Origin of the sequence: Microbacterium terrae (assembly GCF_017831975.1) — a bacterium.
Taxonomy (GTDB): Bacteria; Actinomycetota; Actinomycetes; order Actinomycetales; family Microbacteriaceae; genus Microbacterium; species Microbacterium terrae.
Genome location: NZ_JAFDSS010000001.1, coordinates 142543 through 165321, shown reverse-complemented (window position 1 = coordinate 165321; position 22779 = coordinate 142543). Strand labels below are relative to the sequence as shown.

General features: G+C 69.8%; 21 protein-coding genes. 8 read left to right on the top strand and 13 right to left on the bottom strand.

Going from position 1 to position 22779, the window contains the following annotated elements:
- The first annotated feature begins 44 nt into the window (after positions 1–44).
- The 5 genes from JOD63_RS00700 to JOD63_RS00680 are packed head-to-tail and all read left to right on the top strand — an operon-like array spanning position 45 to position 4531.
- On the top strand, positions 45–569 hold the full coding sequence (locus JOD63_RS00700) for an RNA polymerase sigma factor (protein ID WP_045276435.1): 525 nt from the start codon (positions 45–47) through the stop codon (positions 567–569).
- On the top strand, positions 566–1888 hold the full coding sequence (locus tag JOD63_RS00695) for a TolB-like translocation protein (protein ID WP_045276434.1): 1323 nt from the start codon (positions 566–568) through the stop codon (positions 1886–1888). Before JOD63_RS00700 ends, JOD63_RS00695 begins: the two co-directional genes overlap by 4 nt.
- Entirely contained in the window at positions 1885–3180 is a 1296-nt protein-coding gene (locus tag JOD63_RS00690) for a TolB-like translocation protein (protein ID WP_045276433.1), read from the top strand. The genes JOD63_RS00695 and JOD63_RS00690 overlap by 4 nt, the downstream gene beginning before the upstream one ends.
- A complete protein-coding gene (locus JOD63_RS00685; protein ID WP_157004027.1) occupies positions 3177–4025 on the top strand; it encodes a hypothetical protein in 849 nt (282 codons plus the stop codon). Before JOD63_RS00690 ends, JOD63_RS00685 begins: the two co-directional genes overlap by 4 nt.
- Complete coding sequence (locus JOD63_RS00680) at positions 4022–4531, top strand: hypothetical protein (protein ID WP_045276431.1); 510 nt, start codon at positions 4022–4024, stop codon at positions 4529–4531. The genes JOD63_RS00685 and JOD63_RS00680 overlap by 4 nt, the downstream gene beginning before the upstream one ends.
- Positions 4532–4584: 53 nt before the next feature.
- Here JOD63_RS00680 and rhaS read toward each other — a convergent pair whose 3' ends face one another.
- From rhaS to JOD63_RS00660, 4 genes are read right to left on the bottom strand one after another with little or no spacing between them, the layout of a single operon-like run.
- Entirely contained in the window at positions 4585–5628 is a 1044-nt protein-coding gene (gene rhaS, locus JOD63_RS00675) for a rhamnose ABC transporter substrate-binding protein (protein ID WP_084613633.1), read from the bottom strand.
- Positions 5629–5671: 43 nt separating this feature from the next.
- Positions 5672–6751: an ABC transporter permease gene (locus tag JOD63_RS00670; RefSeq protein WP_045276429.1), complete on the bottom strand. Its 1080-nt coding sequence runs from the start codon at positions 6749–6751 to the stop codon at positions 5672–5674.
- Complete coding sequence (locus JOD63_RS00665) at positions 6748–7785, bottom strand: ABC transporter permease (protein WP_045276428.1); 1038 nt, start codon at positions 7783–7785, stop codon at positions 6748–6750. The genes JOD63_RS00670 and JOD63_RS00665 overlap by 4 nt, the downstream gene beginning before the upstream one ends.
- Positions 7782–9308: a sugar ABC transporter ATP-binding protein gene (locus tag JOD63_RS00660; RefSeq protein ID WP_045276427.1), complete on the bottom strand. Its 1527-nt coding sequence runs from the start codon at positions 9306–9308 to the stop codon at positions 7782–7784. Before JOD63_RS00660 ends, JOD63_RS00665 begins: the two co-directional genes overlap by 4 nt.
- A gap of 142 nt (positions 9309–9450) precedes the next feature.
- On the opposite strand from JOD63_RS00660, the gene JOD63_RS00655 reads away from it, so the two are divergent.
- Together JOD63_RS00655 and JOD63_RS00650 are read left to right on the top strand one after the other, a co-directional pair.
- Positions 9451–10476 carry a LacI family DNA-binding transcriptional regulator gene (locus JOD63_RS00655; RefSeq protein WP_245243860.1) on the top strand — a complete coding sequence of 342 codons (1026 nt, stop codon included), beginning with the start codon at positions 9451–9453 and terminating at the stop codon, positions 10474–10476.
- Between the two features lie 68 nt (positions 10477–10544).
- Positions 10545–12614, top strand: a complete 2070-nt coding sequence (locus JOD63_RS00650) for an acyltransferase family protein (RefSeq protein ID WP_169748415.1) — start codon at positions 10545–10547, stop codon at positions 12612–12614.
- A gap of 57 nt (positions 12615–12671) precedes the next feature.
- Here the strand turns inward: JOD63_RS00650 and JOD63_RS00645 are convergent, their stop codons facing one another.
- The 8 genes from JOD63_RS00645 to JOD63_RS00610 all read right to left on the bottom strand — a co-directional run bounded on the left by JOD63_RS00645 (position 12672) and on the right by JOD63_RS00610 (position 21373).
- The gene (locus JOD63_RS00645) at positions 12672–13499 is read right to left on the bottom strand and encodes a nitroreductase family protein (protein ID WP_211088015.1); all 828 of its coding nucleotides are present in this window, start codon (positions 13497–13499) and stop codon (positions 12672–12674) included.
- A 119-nt stretch (positions 13500–13618) separates the two neighbouring features.
- A complete protein-coding gene (locus tag JOD63_RS00640) occupies positions 13619–14344 on the bottom strand; it encodes a Type 1 glutamine amidotransferase-like domain-containing protein (protein WP_045276425.1) in 726 nt (241 codons plus the stop codon).
- A gap of 170 nt (positions 14345–14514) precedes the next feature.
- Positions 14515–15141 carry a response regulator transcription factor gene (locus JOD63_RS18135; protein WP_045276424.1) on the bottom strand — a complete coding sequence of 209 codons (627 nt, stop codon included), beginning with the start codon at positions 15139–15141 and terminating at the stop codon, positions 14515–14517.
- Complete coding sequence (locus tag JOD63_RS00630; RefSeq protein WP_052682567.1) at positions 15138–16958, bottom strand: sensor histidine kinase; 1821 nt, start codon at positions 16956–16958, stop codon at positions 15138–15140. The genes JOD63_RS18135 and JOD63_RS00630 overlap by 4 nt, the downstream gene beginning before the upstream one ends.
- A 34-nt stretch (positions 16959–16992) precedes the next feature.
- Positions 16993–17706, bottom strand: coding sequence for a hypothetical protein (locus JOD63_RS00625; RefSeq protein ID WP_045276423.1), 714 nt, complete (start codon positions 17704–17706; stop codon positions 16993–16995).
- Positions 17707–18062: 356 nt separating this feature from the next.
- On the bottom strand, positions 18063–18695 hold the full coding sequence (locus JOD63_RS00620; protein ID WP_211088014.1) for a response regulator: 633 nt from the start codon (positions 18693–18695) through the stop codon (positions 18063–18065).
- On the bottom strand, positions 18692–20767 hold the full coding sequence (locus JOD63_RS00615; protein WP_052682566.1) for a sensor histidine kinase: 2076 nt from the start codon (positions 20765–20767) through the stop codon (positions 18692–18694). The genes JOD63_RS00620 and JOD63_RS00615 overlap by 4 nt, the downstream gene beginning before the upstream one ends.
- Before the next feature lie 9 nt (positions 20768–20776).
- On the bottom strand, positions 20777–21373 hold the full coding sequence (locus JOD63_RS00610) for a hypothetical protein (RefSeq protein ID WP_045276422.1): 597 nt from the start codon (positions 21371–21373) through the stop codon (positions 20777–20779).
- 378 nt (positions 21374–21751) lie between these two features.
- Here JOD63_RS00610 and JOD63_RS00605 point away from each other — a divergent pair, with 378 nt between their 5' ends.
- Positions 21752–22051 (top strand): hypothetical protein, encoded by a 300-nt coding sequence (locus tag JOD63_RS00605; RefSeq protein ID WP_045276421.1) that lies wholly within the window; start codon positions 21752–21754, stop codon positions 22049–22051.
- Positions 22052–22151: 100 nt separating this feature from the next.
- Here the strand turns inward: JOD63_RS00605 and JOD63_RS00600 are convergent, their stop codons facing one another.
- Positions 22152–22775, bottom strand: coding sequence for a response regulator transcription factor (locus tag JOD63_RS00600; RefSeq protein ID WP_045276420.1), 624 nt, complete (start codon positions 22773–22775; stop codon positions 22152–22154).
- Positions 22776–22779 lie beyond the last annotated feature (4 nt).

Genomic DNA, 22779 nt, shown 5'->3' with positions numbered 1-22779 from the left:
CCGACCGGTATGAACCTTTCGTCGGTGAGCGGACACTACAGGGTATGGACGATGACGCGTCCGACTGGGCACGGGTTCGCGCAGGCGACTCCGTCGCACTGGCCGCCCTCTTCGACCGCCACGAAGCGCGGTTGTTCCGCCACGCGTGCCGCCTGCTCACGGCCCGCGAAGACGCGAAGGATGCCGTCGTCATCGCCTTCTACGAACTGTGGCGCAAGCGTGCCTCGGTGCGGCTCGTCGACGGTTCGCCGCTGCCGTGGCTGCTCAACACGGTGTCGAACTCGGCGCGCAATCTCGAACGCTCCAGTCGCCGCTACCGCGCCCTCATCGCCCGTGCCCCGGAGCCCCGGAGCACACAGATCGTCACGGCCGACGAGACGGGCGTGATGGCGGCGCTTCGCCGACTGCCGGCGCGCGAGCAGAGCGTCGTCGTGCTGACCATCCTCGAGGGGTATCCCGACCGCGAGGCGGCGCAGACCCTCGGGATCCCGGTGGGCACGGTCAAGTCCCGCCTCGCCCGGGCGCGCACGAAGCTGCGCGACGCGATGACGACGTTGGAGGCATCGTGACCACCCACGACGCGCTGTCCGAACGCGAACACGACGAGATGCGCGATCTCGTGCTCGCCGGCACGCAGAGCATCCGCCCGGCGGACTCCCGCCGCGCTCAGTTCACGGCGATCGCCGTCTCGCTGGTGCTCGTCGGCGCTGTCGCCGGCGGCGCGATCGCGACATCGCTCACCGGCGAGACGCAGCCCGCACCGGTGACCACGTCCGATCCCACGCCGGCGCCGGGGCCCGAGGAGAACTGGGTGGCCTTCTCCTCCGGCGGGAACATCCATCTCGTGCGCGAGGGCGCTGCACCGCACATGATCCTGGGATCGGAGGGCGACGGCATCGACCAGATCTGCCCCGCCTTCTCGCCCGACGGCCGGCGGCTCGCCTCGGGCGAGGGCATCGGCGACGCGCGCACCGGCGTGCGGGACCCGGCTCTGGTGATCACCGATCTGGATGCCGCGGGCGAAGCGACCGCGTCCGAGTCCATCCCCCTCGGCGCGCTGAGCCCACCGCCATGCCCGATCTGGTCGCCCGATGGCCGCTGGATCGCGTTCGGCGGCACGCCGGTGAGCGGTGCACCGTGGGGCATGGTCGACGGCGTCTGGCTCGTCGAGGTCGACACCCGCGAGATCCGCCACCTGACGGACCTCGCCGCGACCGACATCGAGTGGGCCGCGACCGCCTCCGTGCTCTACATCGCCGACGAGAGCGGCATCCTCGCCTACTCGGCGGCCGACGACGAGACGCGCGCCATCCCCGACACCGCGGGAGCGGTCGCAATCGGCACCGACCCCCGCAGCGGCGACCTCGCCGTGGAGTGGTCGCGCCCGAGCGGGAGGTACGACCTCGGCCTGATGGCTCCCGACGGATCTGGGCGGCGGACGCTCGTCGAGGGCTACACCCGCGATCGCGGCATCGGGCCGGTGTGGTCGCCCGACGGTCGCCGGATCGTCTTCCAGCGCAGCGACGGTTCGCCTCCGCCGGCACCGGATGAGATCGCCAACGCGGGCGAGCACGATGAGGCGGTCGTGGTCAGCGTCACCGCCGACGACGCCCTCGGCCCGGTAGGGACGCAGACCGTCGTCGCCCCCGTCGCCACCGGCACGGCACGCCAGTGGAGACCGGTCGCCGTCAGCTGGGCGCCGAGCGGTGAGGCCCTGCGCTTCACCGGATGGGAGCTTCTGGCATCGGGAGAGATGGGCGCGGGTTCCGCGCTGCTGACGGTTCCCGTGACGGATGCCGCCGCAGCCACCGTCCTGTGGGAGACGCCGGAGGGCATCGGCTCGGACGTCTTCCCGCAGAACGACTTCCAGAGTTGGAGCATGCGATGAGTGAATTTCAGATCGAGGTCGAGCAGTGGCGGCAGGGCCTGCGTCGACGACTCGGCCTCGCCGCGGCGTGCGCCGCGATGGTGATGACGACGGCCGCCGGATGCGCGAACGTCGCCACCGCTGACATCGAGACCGACGCGACCGACGTGCCGGCGAAGCAGGCGTCGTCGCTCCCGGCGGAGTCGCCGCAGGGCTGGATCGCGTTCTCCGGCAGGCCCGGGGAGGGCGGCGTGATGCTGGTGCGGGCGGGAGAGGACGCGCATCGCGTCATCGGCGACGGCGACGGCGTGACGCGGATCTGCCCCGCCTTCGAGCCGGGCGGTGCGCGCCTCGCGTTCGGGGCCGCCGCAGGCACCGGCGGCGTACTCGAGGACGACACGATGCTCGCGATCGCCACGGTGTCACCTGACGGCGAGGCATCCGTCACATCGACGATCCCGCTCCCCGAGTTCGGCGCCCCGCCGTGCCCCGTGTGGTCTCCGGATGGGAGATGGATCGCGATCGGGGCGCAGCCCGGCGGTCCGCAGCGGCGGGGGACGATGGAGCAGGTGTGGATCGTCGACACCGCAGGCGGCGAGACGCGCCTCATCCCCGAACTCGCCGTCACCGACTTCGAATTCGCCCCCGACAGCACACAGCTCTACCTCGCCGACGAGACCGCACTCCTGTCGTACACCATCGGCGACGGACAGATCCGGACGGTGGACGACACCCCGCTCGGGCAGGCGATCACCGTCTCGCCCGACGGTCAGACGATCGCCGTCGAGCGTCGGAAGATCAACGCGGCCGACCGATACGACCTCTGGCTCGTGGCGACGAACGGCACCGACCAGCAGCTCATCGTCGGTGACTACCCCCAGATGCACGGGATCGGACCGGTGTGGTCGCCGGACGGACGGCACGTGGTCTTCCAGCGCAGCTGCGAGACGGTCGCGCTGCCATCGGGCGAGGAGCATCCGTGCTCCGAGGAGCATGACGTCGTCGTGGTGAGCGTCGCTGAGGGCGACCCGGAAGCACCGTTCGGGACCCAGCGAGTGCTGCCTCTCGCGATGACAGGCGAAGGCAGGTCTTCGAAGCCCTGGTACCCCTACAGCGTCACCTGGTCGCCCGACTCTTCGACCCTGCTTTACGTCGGTTGGTCGACGGATCCATCCGGCGCCGACTACACCGACGGGCTGGCACTGGTGCCGATGGACGGGTCGGGCCCGCCCACCGTCCTCCACGAGGCGCCCGACGGACTGGACGCCTACCCCGGTTCGCCGATGAACTATTTCCAGAGCTGGAGCGGATGATGCGCGCGGCGGGGCCGGCGACGAAGCTCGACCTGGAGGAGCTGCGTCTGCTGCAGGAGCGGGCGTACGGCGCGCACGCCGACATCAACGACGACCCGGGAGCCTTCGCACGACTGATCGAGCTGCAGGATGCGCGCGTTGCGGCGGGCGCGACCGGCGCAGGGGATGCGGCCGGTGCGACGGGTGCAGAGCAGGCGTGTCCCTCGCCGACTCCTCTGCGTTCTTCGGACGAGCCTCCGCCCGCAGCCGGGGACGGAGCCGCAGCCGCAGCCGCACCTGCGGGCGCGCACGAGCCTCGTGCCCCGAAGACCGCCCAGGCGCAGGTGCGCGGCGGCGACGGGACGGCCCCACCACAGCGGGCATGGGCGAAACACCGGACGCCCATCGCCGTCGGACTCGGCGTCCTCGTCGCGGTGATCGGATCGATCGCCGTGACGACGCCCGGCGCCGCCGCACCACCGGAGGCCACTCTTCGGCCCACCGGCACGGCCGCCGACGCGACGCTGCTCGCCCTGATGGCCACCGAGGGCTCCGAGCACGAGTTCGACCGCGCCGCATTCGACGGCGACTCGGAGATGGAGATCGATCCGTCCACGCTCCGCTCGTTCGGCAGGTATCGCGCCATCGAGGTGTGGTCTGCCAGGAACGTGTTCGAGTCGACCTGCCTGATCGCCGTCAACCGCGGACGGATGGACGTCGTGGCGCGCTCGTGCGTTCCCGAGCAGGGACTCCCCGTGATCGACGTCGGCGCCTCGCTGTCTCTGGGTGGCGGCCTGATGCGATTCTCACTGCGCGACGACACCGTGGACGTGCACGTCTTCTCGCGAGAGGAAGCGTCAGGATGAACCGTGCAGCACCGGCGCGTCTCCCGGGCGCCGCCGCCGAAGCGGCTGGGCGATGGCACCGCCTGACAGCCGCGCCATCCCTCCCGCTGTGGATCGCGGCGATCGCCGGCGTCGCGATCACCGGTGCCGTGGCGTGGGTCGCCGGCCCCCACTACGACGCCGTGCTCCAGCCGACCGATCGGGAGATCGATGATCCCCTTCGCTCGCAGGTGGGCGACGACGCGGATCTCGACATCGCCGGGCTCCGCTCCTATGCCGCGTTCCGCGGAGTCGAGCCGTGGTCGACGATCGACCGCGACGGCAGTCCGTGCCTGCTGATCATCGACCGATCGACAGATCTCATCCTCGACGTCGCGTGCGCCCCGGCCGGCGCCGGGGCTTTCGTCGAGGCAGCGGCCTGGCCGACGCTCGACCGCGCGTTCGCCGACGGGCTCCCCGACGGGACCGTGATCCGGTTCCTCCTCGGCGACGAGACCGTCGACGTCTCGGTCATCCGCGCGCCCTGAACGACCGGTGGCCCGGGCGCAGACTGCGCACCCGGGCCACCTGTGGGGTCGACTCAGAAGTCGAAGTCGCCGATGTTCTCGGCGTCGAACACGTACGGGTCGCCGAGGAGCACGGTGGCATCCTCCACCTCGAACGTGCCGAGCTTGCCGGCTTCGAAGCTGTCGCCGTCGGCACCGGTGATCTCACCGGTGATCAGCGCCTGCGTCGCGAAAGCGGCCAGGTAGCCGAGGTCTGCCGGGTTCCACAGCGCGAACGCGGTGACGGTGCCGTCCTCGACGTACTCGCGCATCTGGTTCGGGGTGCCGAGACCGGTCAGCGCGACCTTGCCCTTGTACTCCGAGGTCGACAGGTAGCGGGCCGCGGCGGCGATGCCGACGGTGGTCGGCGAGACGATGCCCTTGAGCTCCGGGTACGTCTGCAGCAGCGCCGCGGTCTTGTCGAACGAGGTCTGGTCGTCGTCGTCGCCGTATGCGACCTCGACGAGCTCGATGTCGGGGTGGCTGGCTTCGAGCTCCGCCTCCATCATCTCGATCCACGCGTTCTGGTTCGTGGCGTTCGCCGACGCCGACAAGATCGCGATCTGACCGGCGTCGCCGATCTGCTCGGCGATCAGGTCGACCTGGATCTGGGCGATGCCCTCGGCGGTCGCCTGGTTGATGAACAGGTCGCGGCAGTCGGGGTTGGTGTCGGAGTCGAACGTGACGACCTTGACGCCTGCCGAGCGGGCCTCGTCGAGGGCGTCGCAGATCGCTTCGGGGTCGTTCGCCGAGACGATGAGTCCACCGGCGCCCTGCTGCGCGGCGGTCTGGATGTACTGCACCTGCGAGGTGGGGCTGGCCTCGGTCGGGCCGACCTCCTCGAAGGTGCCGCCGAACTCTGCGGTCGCCTCTTCGGCGCCACCAGTCGACGTGTCGAAGTACGGGTTGCCGAGGTTCTTCGGCAGCATCGTGATCGACAGGTTGGCGTCGCCGCCGCCGTCGCCGCCGTCGCCGCCGTCACCCGTGCCACCACCGGCACAGCCGGCCGCCACGATCGTGACACCGACCGCGATCGCGGCGACGATCCCCGCTCGCCGTGTGCGCTTCATGCTGAACATCATTGTTTCCTTCCGTGGTGCGAGGTACTCGCTGGTGTAGGTGTTACTGCGTCGGGTTGGCTGTGGCCGCGCGTTCCGCGGCCCGCTTTCCCCGTCTCTTCCCGATGGCTGCGACGCGTCGCTTCTGCAGCCAGGCGAGGAGGCTGGCCGACACCACCGAGAGGATGAGGAGCACTCCGGTGATGACGTTGATGATGTCGCTGGTGACGCCCGCGAGACGCAGGGCGCTGCCGAGCGTGCCGATGAGGAGCACACCGGCGATGACGCCGTGCAGGGCGCCGCGGCCGCCGAAGATCGACACCCCGCCGAGGAGCACCGCGGCGATGATCTGCAGCTCCATCCCGGTGGCGTTGTCTCCGCGGGCGTTGGAGTACAGCAGCGTGAAGTACACGCCGGCGAAGCCCGACATCGCACCCGAGAGCACGAACAGCGTGAACTTCGTGCGCCCGACGTCGATGCCCGAGAAGTGCGCGGCCTCTTTGTTGAGACCGATCGCGTAGAGCGAGCGGCCGAACGGGGTGAAGTGCAGGACGACCGCGAACACGATCGCGAGCACGACGAACGGGATCATGATCATCGGGATCGGAGTGCCCGGGATGTTCGCCTTCGCGAGGTCGGTCCACTCCTCGGGGAAGTCGGTGATCGCCGTGGTTCCGAGGAGCCCCACTGCGATTCCGCGGAACAGCGCCAGGGTGCCGATGGTGACGGCGAGCGACGGGAGGCCGACCACCGTGACGAGGAACCCGTTGAAGGCTCCGGCGACGGTGCCGACCACGATCGCGAGCACCGCGGCGACCGGGAAGGGCAGACCCGCCTGGGTGAGGATGCCCGTCATCACGCTCGACAGGCCCACGATCGAGGCGACCGACAGGTCGATCTCCTCGGTGATGATGATGAGCGTCATCGGCAGCGCTATCAGCAGGATGGGTGCGAGGTCGCGCAGCAGGTACGTCACCGTCAGCGGACTGTCGAAGCTGGGCACGCTGGCGAGCGCGACGACGATGACGAGCGCCAGGATGCCGATGATCGCGGCTTCCCGGGTGAGCAGGATGCGGCGCCACGCCGGACGGCTGTGCGCCTGGTACAGCCGGACCGGGACGGTCTCGGTGGCGAAGGCGGTCATCGGTCGTCCTCCCGTTGTGCGATGAGTCGTCGATGCTGGCGCACCGCGAGCACGCGGTCGAGCACGATGGAGCCGAGGATCAGCACGCCGACCACGGCACGCTGCCAGAAGTCGTCGATGCCGAGGATCGGCAGGGCGCGGTTGATCGTCAGCAGCAGGAAGGCGCCGATCGCGGCACCCCACACCGTTCCCACACCGCCCGAGATCGCCACGCCGCCGATGACGGCAGCACCGATCGCCTGCAGCTCCCAGCCGAACCCGGCAGCCGAGCTGACCGTGCCGTAGCGCGCTGCGTACAGCACGCCGGCGAGGCCCGACAACGCACCCGAGACGACGAAGGCGGTGATGATCCGGCGGTTGACCTTGAGGCCGTAGAGGTGCGCGGCCGCGGGGTCGGAGCCGATCGCGTAGAACTCGCGACCGCCGCGCATGTTGCGCAGGTACCAGGCCGCGACGATCAGCACGATGACGGCGATGATGGTGAGGATCGGGATGCCGAGCAGCTGGTCGGTGCCGAGGCCGCGGAACTCGCGGGGAAGGTCGGACGCGTTGATGCGCTCCGAGCCCGTCCACGCGACGTTGATGCCGCGGTAGATGTACATCGTGCCGAGGGTGATCACCAGTGCCGGCACCTTCGCCCACGCGACGAGCAGTCCGTTGATCGCGCCGAGCAGGCAGCCCAGGAGGACGCCCGCCACGAACACGATGATGATCGGGATGCCCTCGACATCGATGAAGAGCCGCCCGGTGAGATAGGCCGTGAGGCCCACGATCGAGCCGACCGACAGGTCGACGTTGCGGGTGATGATCACGACCGCCTGGCCGACCGCCACCAGCAGGAGCAGCGACGGGGTGAGCAGCAGGTCGCGGAAGCCGTCGGCCGAGAACAGGAAGTTCGGGTTCGCGGCTGTGGCGGCGACGACGATCACCACGAGGGCGATCGCGATGCCGGTCTCGCGCGCGGTGGCGATCGACCGCACGAGCTTGGATGCGCGGCTGGTGCCGGGCTTCACGGGGGCGATGGTTGCGCTCATGCTGCGGCCTCCGCATCCGCGGTCGCGGCGAACATGATCGCCTCGGGAGTCGCCTCTGCGCGGGGGAACTCCCCGGTGAGGCGGCCTTCGCGCATGACCAGCACACGATCGGCCATGCCGAGCACCTCCGGCAGTTCGGACGAGATCATGAGGATCGCAAGGCCCTGCTGGGCGAGCTCGCTGAGCAGGCGATGCACCTCGGACTTGGTGCCGACATCGATGCCTCGGGTGGGCTCGTCGACGATCAGCACGGTCGGCTCGGTCGCGAGCCACTTGCCGATGACCACCTTCTGCTGGTTGCCGCCCGACAGCGTGCCGGTCTCGGCGTCGAGCGCCGCCGTCTTCACCTCGAGGCGGCTCGCCCACACCTTGCCGGCCTCGTTCTCGAGTCCTGTCCAGATCAGCCCCCACTTGGCGAGCTTCTTGCGGATCGCGAGCGTGATGTTGCGCGAGACGCCGTCGTCGAGCACGAGGCCCTGCTTGCGGCGGTCCTCCGGCACCAGCGCGATGCCGCGTGCGGTGGCCTTGCTCGGGTTGCCCTTGGGAAGGGCGGTTCCGTGCAGCGTGACCCTGCCCGACTCGTAGGAGTCGACGCCGAAGATCGCGCGCGCCACCTCGCTGCGCCCGGCACCGACCAGACCCGCGAGTCCGACGATCTCACCGGCGCGGAGCTGGAACGACACGTCGCGGAAGACGCCCCGGCGGGTGAGCCCCTCGACCTCGAGCACGACGTCGCCGATCTCGGCGGGAAGCTTCGGGAAGAGCTCGGTCACATCGCGGCCGACCATCTGACGCACGAGGTCGTCGACCGTCGTCTCGGCGATCGGCGTGGTGTCGATGTACGACCCGTCGCGCATGACGGTGACGGTGTCGCAGAGGTCGAAGACCTCGTCGAACCGATGGGAGATGAACAGCAGCGCCCGGCCTTCGTCACGGAGGCTGCGGGCGACGGCGAAGAGGCGCTCGACCTCGACGCCCGAGAGTGCGGCGGTCGGCTCGTCCATGATCAGCACCCGCGCGTCGAGCGAGATCGCCTTCGCGATCTCGATGATCTGCTGGTCGGCGATCGACAGGCCTTCGGTGATGCGGTCGGGGTCGAGCCCGACGCCGAGCCGCTGGAAGATCTCGGCCGCTTCGGTGCGCATCGCCTTGCGGTCGATGCGTCCGAATCGGTTGGTGGGCTGGCGGCCCATGAAGATGTTCTCGGTGACCGAGAGGTCGGGGAACAGCGTCGGCTCCTGGTAGATGACGGCGATGCCCGCCGCCTTCGACTGAGCCGTGCTGGCGAAGTCGACCGATTCGCCACCGAGGAGGAACTCCCCCGAATCGCGGTGGTAGAGCCCGGCGATGATCTTGACGAGGGTCGACTTGCCGGCGCCGTTCTCTCCGATCAGCGCGTGGATGGAGCCGCGCTCGAGGGTGAGGCTGCCGGAGCGCAGCGCGACGACGGCGCCGAACGACTTCACCACTCGTTTCAGCTCCAGCACCGTCGCACCCGGCGACTGGTCGGCATCGAGGGACACGATGTCTCCTCCTCGTTGAGGTCGGCTCGAGGTTTCCGAGCGGTTGAATTGCCTGAATCGATTCAGGTGGATTTCAGGCTACTCTAAGCACGTCGCTATCGTCGGTCAAGTCGCTGAACGAGAGTGACCAGATCGTGATCCGATGAAGGATGGAGGTGCCGTGGCGGTCAGCATCCGTGATGTCGCGCAATTGGCCGGCGTCTCCGTCGGAACCGTGTCGAACGTCCTCAACCGCCCCGACGAGGTCTCGCAGGATTCGGTCGATCGCGTGACCCGCGCCATCGACGAACTCGGCTACGTGCGCAACGACGCGGCGCGCAAACTGCGCGCCGGCGTGTCGACGACCGTCGGCTTCGTCGTGCTCGACGGCCAGAATCCCTTCTACACCGACGTCGTGCGCGGCGCCGAAGACGAGGCGACCAAGCACTCGATCGCGATCCTCTACGGCAACACCGACGAGGACCCCAAGCGCGAGCGCATGTACATCGACCTGTTCCAGGAGCAGCAGGTGCGTGGGCTCCTGATCGCCCCGTACGGCGACGTCACTCCGCGACTGCAGAGCCTTCGGGCGGGCGGCATCCCCGCCGTGCTGGTCGACCGCTTCAGCGGCGACGGACGCTTCTCGTCGGTGTCGGTCGACAGTGTGGCCGGGGGCCGCCTCGCCGTCGAGCACCTGATCCAGACCGGGCGCCGGCGCGTCGCCTTCGTGGGCGGACCGTTCGACATCCGCCAGGTCAACGACCGCCTCGCCGGCGCACGCGCTGCTGCCGACAACGCCGGGTCGCACGTCGACCTCGAGGTGATCGCCACCGACGCGATGACCGTCGACGAGGGCGCTGCCGCGGGTCACCGCATCCTGCGGCGCCCGCCCGGGGACTGGCCCGACGCGCTGTTCGCCGCCAACGATCTTCTCGCGCTCGGGCTCCTCCAGGCGATGGTGGTCGACGGACGCGCCGACGTGCCCGGCGACATCGCGATCATCGGGTTCGACGACATCCCGTTCGCCGCGGCAGCCGCCGTGCCGCTGTCATCGATCCGGCAGCCCAGCCGCATGATCGGGCGCACGGCGCTGCGCATCCTGCTCGAGGAGGCCGCCGACCCCGACAGCATCCCGCGCCAGACGGTCTTCCCGCCCGAGCTCGTGGTGCGGGCCTCGACCGGCCGCTGAGCACCGGCCGAGCCGCCCGGTTCACGGGCGGTTCACCCGGCGCGGGTACCATCGCGCACCATATGGTCGTGACCGAGCAGACCGAGCAGACCGAGCAGGCCGGCTCACCGGCGATGCCGGGCGCACCGCGCTCGGAGCGGTTCTTCCGCGGCGACATCCAGGGGATGCGCGCGCTCGCGGTGATGTCGGTGCTGCTCTATCACGCCGGGGTCCCGCTGCTGCCGGGCGGGCTCGTCGGCGTCGATGTGTTCTTCGTCATCTCGGGGTTCCTGATCGGCGGCCATCTGCTGGCTGAGCTCCGCTCGACCGGCGGCATCCGGCTGGGCGAGTTCTACGCCCGACGCGCGCGACGCATCCTGCCGGCGGCGATCGTCACGATCGTCGGCACCGTCGTCGCCGCGTTCCTGTTCCTGCCACCGCTGCGCCTCCCCGAGATCGTCGGAGACGCGACCGCGTCTGCGGCGTCGGTGCCGAACCTCCGGTTCGCCGTGCTCGAGACCGACTACCTGCAGGGCACGGCCCCGTCGCCGTTCCAGCAGTTCTGGTCGCTCGGCGTCGAAGAGCAGTTCTACCTCGTCATCCCCCTGCTCCTCATCGTCGTGGCGACGAGCGTCCGCTGCGTCCGGGCGCTGCCCGCGGTGATCGGCGCGCTCTCCGCCGCATCCCTCGTCGCGTTCCTGTGGGACCCGGCGTCGGTCTGGACTTTCTTCGCCCCCTGGACCCGGGCCTGGGAGCTGGGCGCCGGCGTCCTCGCGGCAGTCGCAGTGCGCCACGTCGAGCGGGTCCCTGCCGCCGTCGCCCGGATCGCGGGATGCGCCGGGCTGGCGCTCGTCCTGGGCTCATTCGCCGTCGTGGGCGGAGCGCTCCCCCACCCGGGCGCCGCGACGCTGATCCCCGTCGCGGGCGCTGTGCTCCTCGTGCTGAGCGGCGGCCACTCCGCCGGCGGTCCCGTCAGCCGACTGCTGGGCCTGCGGCCGTTGCTCGCGCTGGGCGCGTGGTCGTACGCGCTGTACCTCGTGCACTGGCCGATCCTCGCGATCACCGCCGAAGCTCTGCAGACCGCCGGCGTGTTCCTGCCCGGCGAGAACCTTCCACCCCTGCTCACGCTCGCCCTCGCTGCCGCGTCGATCCCGGTGGCGTATGCCCTCCACCGGCTCGTCGAGCGACCGGCATTGACCCACCTCCGCACGCGGCAGTGGGGCTCGCGGCGGACGATCGCGACGGCGCTCGCGACGGTCGTGGCGCTGTCGGTGCCGCTCGTCGTCGCGGGGCCGGCGGTCGCCCAGTTGCTCTCGACATCCGACCGGCCTGCACCCCACGTCCAGCTCGGCTCGGCCCCGTCGGGCACGACGTATGTGCCGTCGAATGTGACGCCGGCGCTCGCGGCCGCGCGCGACGACGCGGGCGAGCTGTATTCGAACGGATGCCAGCAGAACAAGACATCCGCCGACCTGATCACCTGCGAGTTCGGTCCGCCCGAGGCCGCGACCACCGTCGCCCTGTTCGGCGATTCCCACGCCGGCCGGTGGTTCCCGGCCCTGCGCGCGGCGACCGAAGGGTCGGACGTCCGGATCGTGTCGGTCACGAAGTCCGGATGCCGCTCGATCGAGGCCGCCGAGCTCTGGGACAGCCCGGAGAACCCCTCGTGCGCGAGTTGGCGCGCCGACGCCGTGGAGTGGCTCCACGAACACTCACCCGAGGTGATCGTTCTCGCGGACCACCTCGGCCCCGCCACCGACGACGAGAGGGACGAGCAGCACTGGCGCGGGGCCACGCGTGCGAGCATCCAGCGCCTCCCGGAGTCGTCCCGGGTGCTCGTGCTGGCCGAGACGCCGGGGCAGGCATCATCACCCCCGATCTGTCTCTCGGCGCACACCGACGATGCGCTCGCGTGCGCCACCGACCGCGACGTCGCAGTCGCGGCCGGGATCATCGCCGGAGAAGAGGCGGGTGCTCGAGACGCGGGCGCCGCGTTCGCCGACCCGACCGAGCTGTTGTGCGACGCCGAACTGTGCCCCGCGATCATCGGCGACACGCTCATGTACGCCGACGAGCACCACCTCACCGCGACCGGTTCCGCGCTGCTCGGGCCGTGGCTGCGGGGCGAACTCGCGCGGGTGCTCGAACCGGCGGAGTAGGGGTGAAGCCGACGTGTCTCGTGGCTTCACCCCGGAACGCCGCCGCTCGCGATGCTCCTACTGGGACGGCAGCCCGCGCTGCTCGAGCGCGGCGCGGGCGTTCTCGCGGCCGTTGAGGCCCCGCACGTCGCGGACACGAGCGACGACCTGTCGGGTCCAGCTGCCGCCGCGGCCCTGCGAGGCGTTGTACGCGGCGAGCTCGCCCTCGTAGGCTTCGACGTCCTCGCGCGCGATGGGCCGGTACGTCTCCCGGGACCGGACCGCGCTCTGGGCCAGACGCGGCTTGATGCCCGCCGTATCGGTCGGGTCGGGCCATCCGATCGCCACGCCGAACGCGACCGCCGCACCCTGAGGCAGCCCGATCTCTGCCGCAGTGACCTCAGGGTGGTTGCGGAGCGACCCGAGATAGACGGTGCCGAGTCCGAGCGCCTCGGCGGCGACCACCGCGCTCTGCGCCGCGATGCCCGCATCGACGAATCCGACGAGTGTGCTCTCCAGGTACGCTGCCGCGCCGGCCGGCTCGTCGTGCCAGCGGGCGATGTCGGATGCCCGCGACCAGTCGGCGATGAACAGGAGCACGACAGGCGCCTCGGCGATGAGGTCGCTGCCGCCGGCCTCGGTCACGAGGCGGCGGAGTCTGTCGCGGTCGCGGACCTCGACCACGCTCCAGGACTGGTTGTTCGACGAGCTCGCCGCGGACTGCGCCGCCGCGATGATCGCCGTCACATGCTCGTCCGAGACCTCATCGCGCGTGAACGCACGCACGGAGCGATGCCGAAGAAGCAGTCCGAGGGTCTCCGACGACGAGAGTGCAGGGTCCACGAGCACGGGAGCGCTCGCGCCGTAGCGCTGACCGAGGAGGGCGTTGACGTTGACGATGCTCACTCATTCAGGCTAAGCACGACACTGTCTGGATGAGGCGGCGAACGTCACGCGGAGATACAGCGCCGGACGGATGCGCCGGAGGTGGCGATCTTCAGATCGAAGGGGTCTCTCGAGCGCGATCAACTGGCGATCGTCGAGACGAGCACGCCGCCCTCGCTCGGCAGCACCCGCCAGACGTTGCCCGTTCCCTCCACCCGGAGCCCGCCGTTACCCACGATCAGTGCGGTGCGCTCGTCGATGCCCAGGCCACCGGCGACCATTCCGGACTCGACGGCGGCGACCAGGCGAGACAGCATGCCGCGCTGAGCCACGTGGACCTCGACGGTCACGTCGATGAGGCCGATACCGGCCTCGATCTCGAGCTCCTCGCCCGGCTCGTCGGGGTCCTCGGGCGAGACGACCACGCCGCCGATGCGCGAGCCGCTTCCGAGCGAGCCTTCGGCCGCGATCATCGCACCGGCCGAGACGCCGAGGTAGGGCACGCCGGCGGCGACCAGCCTGCGCAGCTCGCCGAACGCCGGCTCGAGACCGGCGCGCACGTCCTCCACGTAGCCGCCGCCCACGGCGATTGCGTCGACATCGCCAATCACCTCGGGCCCGATCGGCTCGCCCGGCCGCCCCGTGATCAGCTGCAGCTCGATGGCGGCTCCTGCTCCGGCTGCGGTCAGAAGCTCACCGAGCGCCGCCGCCTTCTCCTCGGCCTCGGGATGCAGCGAGATCACCGCGATCCTCGGCCGCGCGCGGCCGACGTGGGCGGCTCGCAGTGCGGCCTCCGCCACGAACGGTGCGTGGAGCGGAGCGTCCGCAACGGTCGTCGCGCCGCCGCCGATGAGGTGCACGCTCATGCGGCGTCGTTCGCTTCGAAGGTCATCCCTCGAGGCTAGCCGGGTGTGAGGTGCGCGTGCGCCCGATGACGCGATCGGAGCCGGCAGCTCCTCTGATTCCGGATCAGACGGTCGCGCGCTCGGATCAGAAGCCCAGAAACCACGAAAACCCGCGGAATTCCAAGGGTGGCTCAGCTCCGCGCGGCTCGAACCTGTTGCGCGAGACTGGCCCGGTCGTCGGCGCCGAGCTTGAGCGCGATGATCGAGACGTAGTTCGCGACGGTCTTCACCGATAAGTGCAGACGCTCAGCGATGACCGGATTGGGCAGGCCCCGGCTGACGAGGTCGGCGATCACCGATTCGCGGGGCGTGAGGCCGGGAAGCGCGGTGGTCGTCTCCTGCACGGGCTGAGGCCTGCTCGGCAGTGGCCGTGGCACGCCCGGCCCGAGCCACAGGGCGCCGTCTGCGGCGGCCTGGACGGCAGCGAGGATCTGCTCAGGGCTGGACTGCTTCGTCACGTACGCGCTGGCTCCCGCGGCGAGTGCGCGCGCGACCGTCGCCTCGTCGTCGTGCAGGGTGATGACAACGACCCGCGCGGCAGGGTCGAGGGCAAGCAGTCGCTCGGTCGCTTCGATCCCGCCAAGATCAGGCATCGAGATGTCCATGAGGACGACGTCGGGGGACTCCGCAGTGACGATCTCGAGCGCTTCCAGCCCGTTGCCCGCTTCACCGACGACCTCGATGTCGTGGGCGCGCAACAGAGCGATGAGTCCGCGCCGGAAGATTGGGTGGTCGTCGACCACGATCACCCGGATCACGACACGACCTGGCCGGACAGCACGGCGGGGAGCCACACGCTGATCCGCGTTCCTCCCACTGAGGGGCGCGAGAAGCGGGCGTGACCCCCCAACTCGGCGGCGCGTTCGCGAATCGAGCGCAATCCGACCCCGGCCACAGGGGTCCGCGGCATCCCAATTCCGTCGTCAACGATCTCGATGCGAAGACCTCCACGTTCTGGCACGACAGTCACCGCACAACTGGTTGCCACAGCGTGCCGCCGCGCGTTGGCCACCGCTTCCTGCACGATGCGGAGGGTGGCGAGCGACACAGCCGCGGGCACGTCGTCGATTTCACCAAGCTCGAGGTGGACATCGGGTGCACCGCCCACCCGATCCCTGATGGCGGCGGCCAGCCCGTGGTCGTCGAGGATCGCGGGCCGTAGGCCGTGCGCGATCTCTCGCGAGCGTGCCACAGCGTCGCCGATGCCTTCCTGCAACTCGCGTGCCGCACCCGCCAGCGGCGGGCTGAGCGGTTCAGCTTGGTGGGCGATCGCGGCGGCGCTCAGCGCGAGCCCGGTGAGGGTGGGGCCGAGATCGTCGTGCAACTCGCGGCGTAGTCTGCGGCGCTCCTCCTCACGGGCGATCACGAGTTCCGCCTGCGCCCGCGTCGCGGTGCGCAGCGCCCGCACACCATCCAGTGCAGGGCCGGCGTGATGAGCGATGGCAGCGAGGGTGGACCGATCACGCGTCGACAGTTCTGATTCACCACTTCGAGGGGCTGCCTCGAGTGAAGCCAACACCTCACCGCGAAAGCTCACCGGCACGGCACTCAGCGTCTGCGGGGAGGAGACCCCGTCGCCGGATCGGGCGTCGAGATCGCCCGCGTCCGTACGGGTCGCTGCGATCAGCCGCACGAACGGCGAACCCAAGGCCCGTTGCGCGATCGCGACGATGCGCTCGGGGACGGACGCGGGGGTGTCATTTTCCAGCGCGGCGCCCAGCAGCGCGACGGCGGCATCGGGTGTCAGCCGGTCTCGGAACACGAGCCACGTCGCGGCCCGGGTAGCGAGCCGGATCGCCGGGTAGGCGACGAGCGCGACACCGACTGCACTCCAGCCCGCCGCGGCGACCGGGTCTTGACCCGCCCACCGGGCCAGCGCCGCCCCGGCCGCGAACGCGCCGCCCATCACCCATCCCGCGCCGATGACCACGAGCACGCCTCGGAAGACGGCATCCACATTCCACACCCGTGGCCATGCCGCCGCGATCACCAAGCCCACCGCGAGCGGAATGCCGGCGAGGTTCGCTCGCCCGGTCGAAGCCGGCGACGGACCGCCGATGACCCCGTCAACGACCTGGATGACCATGAACGCCGTCACAGTGACGACGACTCCCAGCAGAATCCACCGGACCCGCTCACGCTCCACGGTCGTCGCGCTGCGCCGGTATCGCAACGCGACCGCGACGACTACGGCAACCATTTCGAGGGACGCGACAGCACCCCACCACGGTGCGTCGCGCAGGGCGAAGCCCGTCGCGGCGTCCACAGTCACAAGCAGCGCGGACGCGGCGACCACCCACACGGACCAGCGCGGCACGAATCGGCCATCCGGGAACGTCGCCGCCAGAAGCGGGAAACCGACGAACCAGGCGATCCCGACGATCCCGAGGACCCAGGCCGGAGAATCGAGGGTGAGCAGAGACGAGCCGGCGTACCCGACCAGAATGACCGCGGCGGGAACCGCCGGAAGCCAGGCGATCCTCCGCCGCCCGGCCGCGATCAGCACAACCAGTGCGCCGCCCGCCCCCGTCGCGACGAGGGCGAGGCGGCTCACCAGCAGCAGGACGTCGTCCATGCGAGCGATTGTGACAGCAGAACGACTGCCGCGACTACAACGCGGCAGACCGCGACCGGCGCAGGAACGCCACCGCCAGCGGGATCAGCGCGAGCAGCACGAGATTCATGCCGGTGAGGAGCCCCGTGGCTGCCCCCGGCACCGCGATCAGCACCGCCGCGATGACGATCGTCACCGCAACCCCTCGTCCGATGAGACCGTCGGCGCGTCCCGTCCGCGCGAGGATGGTCAGCCATGCCCCGAACCCGAGACAGGCTGTCAGCCGGAGCGCTTCGTGCACGATCGTGAAGCTCTGCCTTGCGAGCCAGCGAACCCCTTCATCGTCCACCGGGATCATCGTGAGCGACATGCCCGCCAGGCCGCTTCCGGTCAGGGAGGTCGCGCCGGCCACGACCATCGCGCCGCCGGCGAGCAGCCCAAGCCCCCGCGCAACCGCGACGGCATAGCGGCGAGTCGGCGCAAGCGGCCGTGAGCCGTCGGCGGCGAACACCAGCAGCCCGAGGGTCACGCCGAAGACGAGTTCACCCACTCCCACCAAGTAGGTGAACGGCAACCCAGCGCTCCAGAACTCGGCAAGCGTCTGATCGGGATCCATGTTGTCGGGGTTGAACAACGTCGCGATGAACGCGATCGGCTCGGTCAGCCATGCGACGGATGCGACGACGGCGGCACGGCCCGCGATCTGCAGGCCGCGTGAACGGACAGCGGAGGCCTGAGCATCCACGGTCGCGAGAGATGTTTCGGTCATGAACGGTCCTTTCGATCGACACCGCCCATCTGCGGCTGGACCGATACTGGCGGCCAAGATTCCCGGGACAACAGTGAGACCGGATCACGAAACCCTGTCGGTCAGCCCGAAATGCTTCAACTCACCGCACGGGAATGCCTCCTGCGCCCCGCCATACGGACGCCTCCGCGCAAACGGATGCGGCCGCGCAGCGATCAGCTCAGACCTTTCGACAGCCCGCGTGCCCATTCGCCGCCTGTCGTCGCGCCCAGGTCCGTCTAGGGATGCCGTTCGTGGGCTCGCGCCGCCTGCGAGGGACCGCGAACGTGCAGTGCCCGCTGAAGGATCGTTGCCTATCGGCGCAGCGTGGTCATCCGTCATCGTGCAGCGCGTCCCAGCGCTGCCGCGTGCTCGCGATCGTCGACCCCGAGCTTGGCGACGAGTGTCGAGACGTAGTTGCGGACGGTCTTCGGGGTGAGGAAGAGCCGTCGGGCGATGTCGGCGTTGCCGACTCCCTCGGCCAGCAGCGTGAGGATGTCTCGTTCGCGCGCCGTGAGCTGGGGGAAGGATGCCTCGAACGCATTCGACGCTCGTATGCGGCCGAGCAGGCGCGCCGCGAGCGGGCCGTCGACGACGAGCTCGCCCCGGTGCACCGAGCGGATCGCCCGGCAGACGTCCTCGACGGTGGCGTCCTTCAGGAGGTATCCGCCGGCGCCCGCTTCGAGCGCTGCGATGACCGAGTCGTCCTTCATCATCGTGAGTACGAGGATTGCGATGTCGGGGTGGCTCGCCCTGAGCGCGCGTGTCGCGTCGAGACCGCCCATACCGGGCATCGACAAGTCCATGAGGACGACGTCCGGCTCGAGTCGGGCCACGACCGCCATCCCCTCCGCTCCGTCGCCCGCTTCGCCGACGACCTCGATCCCGGCGTCGATCAGGGGGACCATCGACTTCACGCCCTCGCGATAGAACGGATGATCGTCGATCACCACCACACGGATGCCGCTCATTCCGGTCCCTCCGCCTGCAAGGGCAGTTCAGCACGAACAAGAGTGCCTCCCGTGCGGCGCGTTGTGACCCGCAGGCTCCCTCCGAGCTCCTCGGCACGCTCCCGCATCGAGTGGCGGCCGGTGCCGGGAGCCGCGTCGCCTATTCCGTCGCCGTCGTCGGCGACAGCGACGATCAAAGCCGCAGCCGTGCGCTCGAAGGTGGTCCCGATCGACCTTGCGTTCGCGTGTCGGGCGGCGTTCGTCATCGCTTCCAGGGCGATGCGGAACGCCGCGACCTCGACTGCCGGGGGCAGGTCGGCGGGGGCTGGGGCCACGGTGATCTGCGGCATGCCGCCGGTGGCGAGGGGGCGCGAAGCGAGGAGCACGGCCTGCGAGAGACCGAGTTCGTCCAGGGCGGGCGGGCGCAACCCATGGACGAGGTCGCGGACGTCGGCGAGCAGGTCCGCCATCGCGTCGCTGGCCTCCTGCAGCAGCCTCCTGCTCGCGTCAGGGTGCGAACTCTGAAGGCTGACCGCGGCCTCGACGCGTTGTCTGGCGCCTGCCAGCCCGGGTCCCAGTCCGTCGTGCAGGTCGCGGTGCAGGCGTCGTCGCTCCTCCTCACGCGCGAGCAGGATCCTCTCCCTCGACTTCCTCACCTCTTCTGCGGCTCGCGCGGCTCCGATGCCGAGCGCGGCCTGCGTGGCCACGGATTCGACGAGTCGACTGGTGGCCGCGCTCAGCGTGTCGCCGGCGTCCGCGCGGACGATGAGTTCGCCGATGCGCTCGCCGTCATGCACGAGCGGGATACGGGTGACAACACGTGCGGTCGAGTCGCCTCGGTCGAACGATCGGACGACGTCGGCGACGTCGACGTCGACGGTCGCGCCGGAGTAGCGCAGGTCGCCCACGATGACATCGGCGACGTGTTCGGCGATCTCTGCGGTGCTGGTGAGTCGCCGCATGTCGTCGCTCAGGCGTGCGACGACGCCGTACGGGTCGCCCCGTTCGCCATATACCCCGCGGATCACGGCGCGCTCGAGTCGCACACGCACGGGATGTGCCGCGAAGGCGACCACGATCGTCGTGGCAACCGCGGCCACCACCCCTGACCCCTGCCAGACCAGCGCGGCGAGCCCCACGGCAGTGGCATAGACCAGACCCACAAGGAGCACGAGCGTGCCGGCGACGACGGTGCGCCTGATCACGAGGTCCACATCGAAGAGTCGATACCTCGTGATCGCCAGGGCGATCGACACCGCGATGAGCGTGAACAGCACCATGAAGATCAATCCGCGGATGATCTGGAAGGCGACACCGCCCGGTCCGCTCATCGCATCGATCGTGCCAGGGGGTGTGATGAACACGGGGACGAGGCTCAGCAGGAACAGCGAAAGCGACAGAAGCACCCACTTCGTCTGCTGCCGCTGTGTGCGATCGGAGTGGTGGCGGAACCGGAGCACCTGCGCGACGATCGTCAGCGTCACCAGGGAGAGCGCGGTGGCGCTGCCGGCGAGAATCCAGACGTCTCCGAGAGTCCACCACGGCACCAGGAGCGAGACCGAACCGAACACCAGCCACGTCGCCGCGATCGCGGTACCCCATCGCGGTACCGGAGTGCCGGTCGGGAACAGCGGAGCAAGGGCGAGGAACGCGATCGACGCGACCGCGGTCGCGGCATCCGAGACGCCCGCCGACTGCGGAAGCGCGGTCGTCCAGCCTGAGGCGGCGGTGGTCCCCGTCGCCACGAAGAGCACCATCACCACCGCGAGCGAGGTGGTGTACACGGTGGGGTGTGGCGACGCCAGGATGAAGCCCGCTGCGATGGTCGTCGTGACCAGCGCCGCCGTCTGGGCCACCACGACGACAGTCAGCACCGCCGGCGACGACCAGCCCAGTGCCGACAGCGCGGCATCCGTCTCGGATGCAGGGAGCGCCAGCATAGTGGATGCCTCGCCGCCGGAGCTCACTGCGAACAGCACGATCCCGCCGAGGCCCCACAATGCGAAGAACGCGACCAGCACGATGCCGACGACCCGCGCGGTCGCGGTCGATGCGCGTGCGCGGGTCGTCGATGCGGGCATCGCCGTGATCATGCGTTCACCTTAGGGCTGCGGCCGATCCACGCGGATGCCTCGCAGCCACACGATGCCCAGCGCCGCCCACAGGAACGAGATGACGAACGGCGGCAGCGGCAGCTGCGCGAGCCCGGCGACCAGGTAGACCGCGGTGAGACCGCCGATCACCATCCCCGCGCGCTTGTGCGCCGTGCCCACGAAGACAGCGACGCACAACAGGATCGTCGACGCGATGATGATGTAGTTGGCGATGTATCCCACCGGATCCCAGAGGACGTAGGCGGCGTTGTCGCCGAGCCGGTCTTCGGTGAAGCCCATCGCCGCGATACGCAGCGGCGCGATCGGGAGGTGCAGGACAACAGCGAGCGCGGCGGCGGTCGCGGCCGACCACGACCATCCGCGTGCGCCCGGGAGGCCCGTGAGTGACACGGCGCAGAGGATGACGCCGACCCCGCCCAGGATGAACGCGAGCGGGTAGAACGTGCTCACGAGGACCCAGCCGAAGCCGAGTGCATCCATCTGGGCACGTGTGATGTCCTCGAACATGCCGATCCCGTTCGACGCCAGCACGCCCACGTTCGTAACGACCAGCAGGACGAAGTACAGCGGCGATACCGCCAGCATCCACGAACCCCACCGGGCGGTCGTGGTTGCAGGAAACCGGGATGACTCGCCGGCATCCACGTGTGCGGATCTGATCGCAGTCATGATGAGCTCTCTTCCGGCGGCGCCCTGCCGCCCCGCGTTCACTCTCGCGCCGGACGTGTCCCAGCCTCCAGGGACACCGCGTCCTCACTTCGACGTGGCCGCACCGAATGGGCCAGCCATCTCGGCCCCAGACAGCTTCCGGCGGGTTGCCCCCATCCTGCGGGTGCTTGCGCCCATATGCCCAGGATCGGTGCCGCTACCTCGGACAACCGGCGGGAGCCTAGACCCAATCAGAAATGCCGCTCCGGTGCGCACCGCCGACCCCGCTGCGTGCAATGCCCGCAAGAGGATCGCATGCTCTCGTCAGCGCAGGACGCCGCAGATGAGCTGATCGCGGACGACACGAACTCCGTGACTGGGGTGGAGTTCAACGACGCGATGACGCCGGTCAATGTGTCTGTCGATGCTGCGAAGTACGGCGCGCTGGAGAGTTCGCTTGCACTCGGGTTCTACGTCCAGGGCGCGCTCTACCAGCAGATCAACGGCGTCGCTCCGGACGACATCGATGTGATCGTCGAATTCGTCGACGAAGCGACGGGCGAGGTGCTGGACACGGGGTCGTACCGGGAGATGCGCGAGAACCTCGGGCAGTAGGCCTGCCCGCCGGGATCCCACTGCGCGGATCGGCGCCCACCGCGCACAGTGCCCGCAGAGGGATGGTGCGCGCCGACATCTTGCGTTTCGGCTGGCTCTGTCAGGTGGCTGAGCGGCGAGTAATGACGGCCAGGTCGACTCGATCGCTTGCTGCGCACTTCACCAGGAGAATTGATACGAGGTTTGCGATGGTCTTGCCTGATAGTCCGAGCCGCGCGGCGATCTGGTTGTTCGTCAGCCCCCGTGCGACGAGATCGAGGACCTCCGTCTCGCGGGGTGTGAGCCCGAAGGGATTGTCACGCTCCGGTACGCCGACGAGGGGCTGGTCGTAGCGTGCGAGTGAGGCGCCGAGCACGAGCGATCCCTGGAGTGTCGCGGCGGCTGCGGCAAGGATCTCGCTATGCGCTGCGTCTTTGACGATGTAGCCCGCCGCACCCGCCCGAAGTGCCTGCTGCACAGTCCCGTCGTCGTCGTACATCGTCACGACGAGGACCCTTGTCTCGGGCCGCTCGCCGATGATCTGCGCGGTCGCGTTGATCCCGGACTCGTCCGGCAGGCCGAGGTCCATGATGATCAGGTCGGGCTGATGCGCTCTCGCGAGGGCGACCGCCTCCGCCGCCGACGCGGCGTGCGGGAGGCCCCGATAGCCTGCCGACTCAAAGAGCGCAGCGATTCCAGCCCGGAACACCGGATGGTCATCGACGACGAGGAACGTTGCTGACATGACT